This is a genomic window from Candidatus Neomarinimicrobiota bacterium (assembly GCA_018647265.1).
Lineage (GTDB): Bacteria > Fidelibacterota > Marinisomatia > Marinisomatales > TCS55 > TCS55.
Genome location: JABGTK010000126.1, coordinates 1 through 3003, shown reverse-complemented (window position 1 = coordinate 3003; position 3003 = coordinate 1). Strand labels below are relative to the sequence as shown.

The 3003-nt window shown below is 38.0% G+C and carries 1 protein-coding gene; it reads left to right on the top strand.

The window, feature by feature from the left end; all coding sequences use genetic code 11:
• Positions 1-132 precede the first annotated feature (132 nt).
• Positions 133-2976, top strand: coding sequence for a formate dehydrogenase subunit alpha (gene fdhF, locus HN459_07605; GenBank protein ID MBT3479310.1), 2844 nt, complete (start codon positions 133-135; stop codon positions 2974-2976).
• Positions 2977-3003 lie beyond the last annotated feature (27 nt).

Sequence of the window (3003 nt, the reverse complement as noted above, 5' to 3'; positions counted from 1 at the left end):
TGCTATGGGAGGCATGACCCCATTCCCTGTTATTAGTGCTTTAAACTTTTTTCCTAAAGATTTTGGACTTGAAACCAAAGAAACTTAAGCATAAAATTGTGTAATTCTTGAACTAACTACTTAATAGGCATAATGGACGATTTAAAAGATTTTGGTACACCTCCAGTAAATTCTGAAAAACTCGTTACGCTCAAAATAGATGGTATTGATGTAACTGTCCCTGAAGGTACATCTTTGATGCGCGCAGCCTCAATTGCAGGTGTTAGCGTGCCTAAATTATGTGCAACTGATAGCTTAGAGCCATTTGGCTCATGTCGACTCTGTTTGGTAGAAATTGAAGGTAAGAGAGGTTATCCAGCATCTTGTACTACTCCAGCTTCAGATGGGTTGGTAGTTTCCACACAATCTCCTAAATTAGCTAACTTGAGAAAAGGCGTAATGGAATTGTATATTTCTGACCATCCGCTTGACTGCTTAACATGTGCAACAAATGGTGATTGCGAGCTTCAGGATATGGCGGGAGCTGTTGGATTAAGGGATGTACGATATGGTTATGAAGGTGAAAATCATTTAGATTCAAAAAAAGATGAATCGAATCCATATTTCACCTTTGATCCTTCTAAATGTATTGTTTGTTCACGATGCGTAAGAGCTTGCGAGGAAACTCAAGGTACTTTTGCTTTAACTATAGACGGAAGAGGGTTTGAGTCGAAAGTCTCTGCTGGAAATAAAGATTTTATTGATTCCGAATGTGTTTCATGCGGCGCTTGTGTCCAAGCCTGTCCTACAGCCACCTTAATCGAAAAAAGTATTGAGGAACATGGCACCCCTGAAAGAAAAGTAACAACAACGTGTGCTTATTGTGGAGTGGGTTGCTCATTTAATGCTGAAATGCAAGGGGATAAAGTTGTCAGAATGACGCCTAATAAAAATGGGGGAGCCAATCATGGACATTCTTGCGTGAAAGGACGTTTTGCTTGGGGATATACGACACATAAAGATAGAATTACTACGCCAATGATTAGGAAAAGTATTAATGATTCTTGGCAAAAAGTTTCATGGGAAGAAGCTATAAGTTATGCTGCTTCAGAAATAAAAAGAATTCAAAAAAAATATGGTGCCAATTCAGTTGGTGCTATTTCATCTTCAAGGTGTACTAATGAAGAAGTTTATGTGATGCAAAAAATAGTAAGAGCCGGTTTTGGTAATAATAATATTGATACTTGTGCAAGAGTTTGTCATTCACCAACTGGTTATGGTCTTAAGCAAACTATAGGAGAATCTGCTGGGACACAAAATTTTGATTCGGTAATGGAGTCAGATGTAATTATGATTGTGGGCGCAAACCCAACTGATGGTCACCCAGTATTCGCATCTCAGATGAAAAAAAGATTAAGGCAGGGGGCAAAATTAATTGTTATTGACCCTAGAGAAATTGACCTCGTTGATAATACCCCACATATTAAAGCTGATTACCACCTTAAACTTCAGCCTGGTACCAATGTTGCGATAATAAATTCAATTGCACATGTTATTGTTGAGGAAGGTTTAAGTGATCAAGGCTTTGTAAAAGAGCGTTGTGAAGATGAATCATTTAAAATATGGTTAAATTTTATTAAAGACCCTAAGAATTCGCCTGAATCAACGGAAGCAGAGACAGGCATTCCTGCAGACTTACTTAGAAATGCGGCTAGACTATTTGCAAATGAAAAAAATGGATCTATTTATTATGGCTTAGGCGTAACTGAGCATAGCCAAGGCTCAACTATGGTCATGGGGATTGCAAACTTAGCCATGGTTACTGGAAATGTGGGTAGAGAAGGTGTTGGTATTAATCCATTAAGAGGGCAAAACAACGTTCAGGGTTCTTGTGATATGGGATCATTTCCTCACGAACTTCCTGGGTATAGGCATGTTTCAGATTTAGCAACTCGAGCATTATTTGAATCGGCATGGAATACAAAAATTGATGATGAGCCCGGTCTTAGAATTCCAAATATGCTTGATGAAGCTATATCGGGTAAATTTAAATCTCTTTACTGCGAGGGGGAGGATATAGCTCAGTCAGACCCAGACACACAACATGTGACTCATGCACTTGAATCCATGGAATGTGTAATTGTTCAGGATTTATTTTTAAATGAAACCGCTATGTATGCTCATGTTTTCTTTCCTGGGTCTTCATTCTTAGAAAAAAATGGCACTTTCACCAATGCGGAAAGAAGAATCTCAAGGGTGAGAAAAGTAATGGCTCCAAAAAATGGGTATGAAGATTGGGAAATTACTCAAATGCTATCTAACGCATTGGGGTATCCAATGAAGTATAAACATGCAAGCGAAATTATGGATGAAGTAGCGCAGTTAACGCCAACCTTTAAAGGTGTTAGTTATGAAAAATTAGATAAGCTTGGAAGCATTCAATGGCCTTGCAATGATGAGCATCCAGAAGGAACACCTACGATGCATGTAGATGAGTTTGTAAGAGGGAAGGGCAAATTTTTTATTACAGAATATGTGCCAACGGCTGAAAAAGTGAATAATAAATTTCCTTTAATAATGACAACTGGAAGAATATTGGCACATTATAATGTTGGGGCTCAAACAAGAAGAACAAAAAATACTGTATGGCATGATGAAGATTTAATTGAAATTCATCCTCATGACGCAGAGGAAAGGGGAATAAATGAGGGAGACTGGGTTGGAATTAATAGTCGATCTGGAGATACTGTTCTTCGTGTGAAAATAACAAGCAGAGTGCAACCTGGCGTTGTATACACAACATTTCATCACCCTGTGTCAGGCGCAAACGTTATCACCACTGATAACTCTGATTGGGCAACAAATTGTCCTGAATTTAAAGTCACAGCCGTTCAGGTGACTAAAGTCGCACAGCCATCAAATTGGCAATCAAAATATCAAAAGTTTAGTGAAAAACAAATTGATTTTGTAAAAAATGGTGAGGAAAAAGTAAATTAATTAAAGTGACTAGCGAAAAATTAATTC

Excerpts from the sequence above, each read along its gene's own strand:
- fdhF (MBT3479310.1), top strand. The coding sequence starts at position 133 with ATGGACGATTTAAAAGATTTTGGTACACCTCCAGTAAATTCTGAAAAA.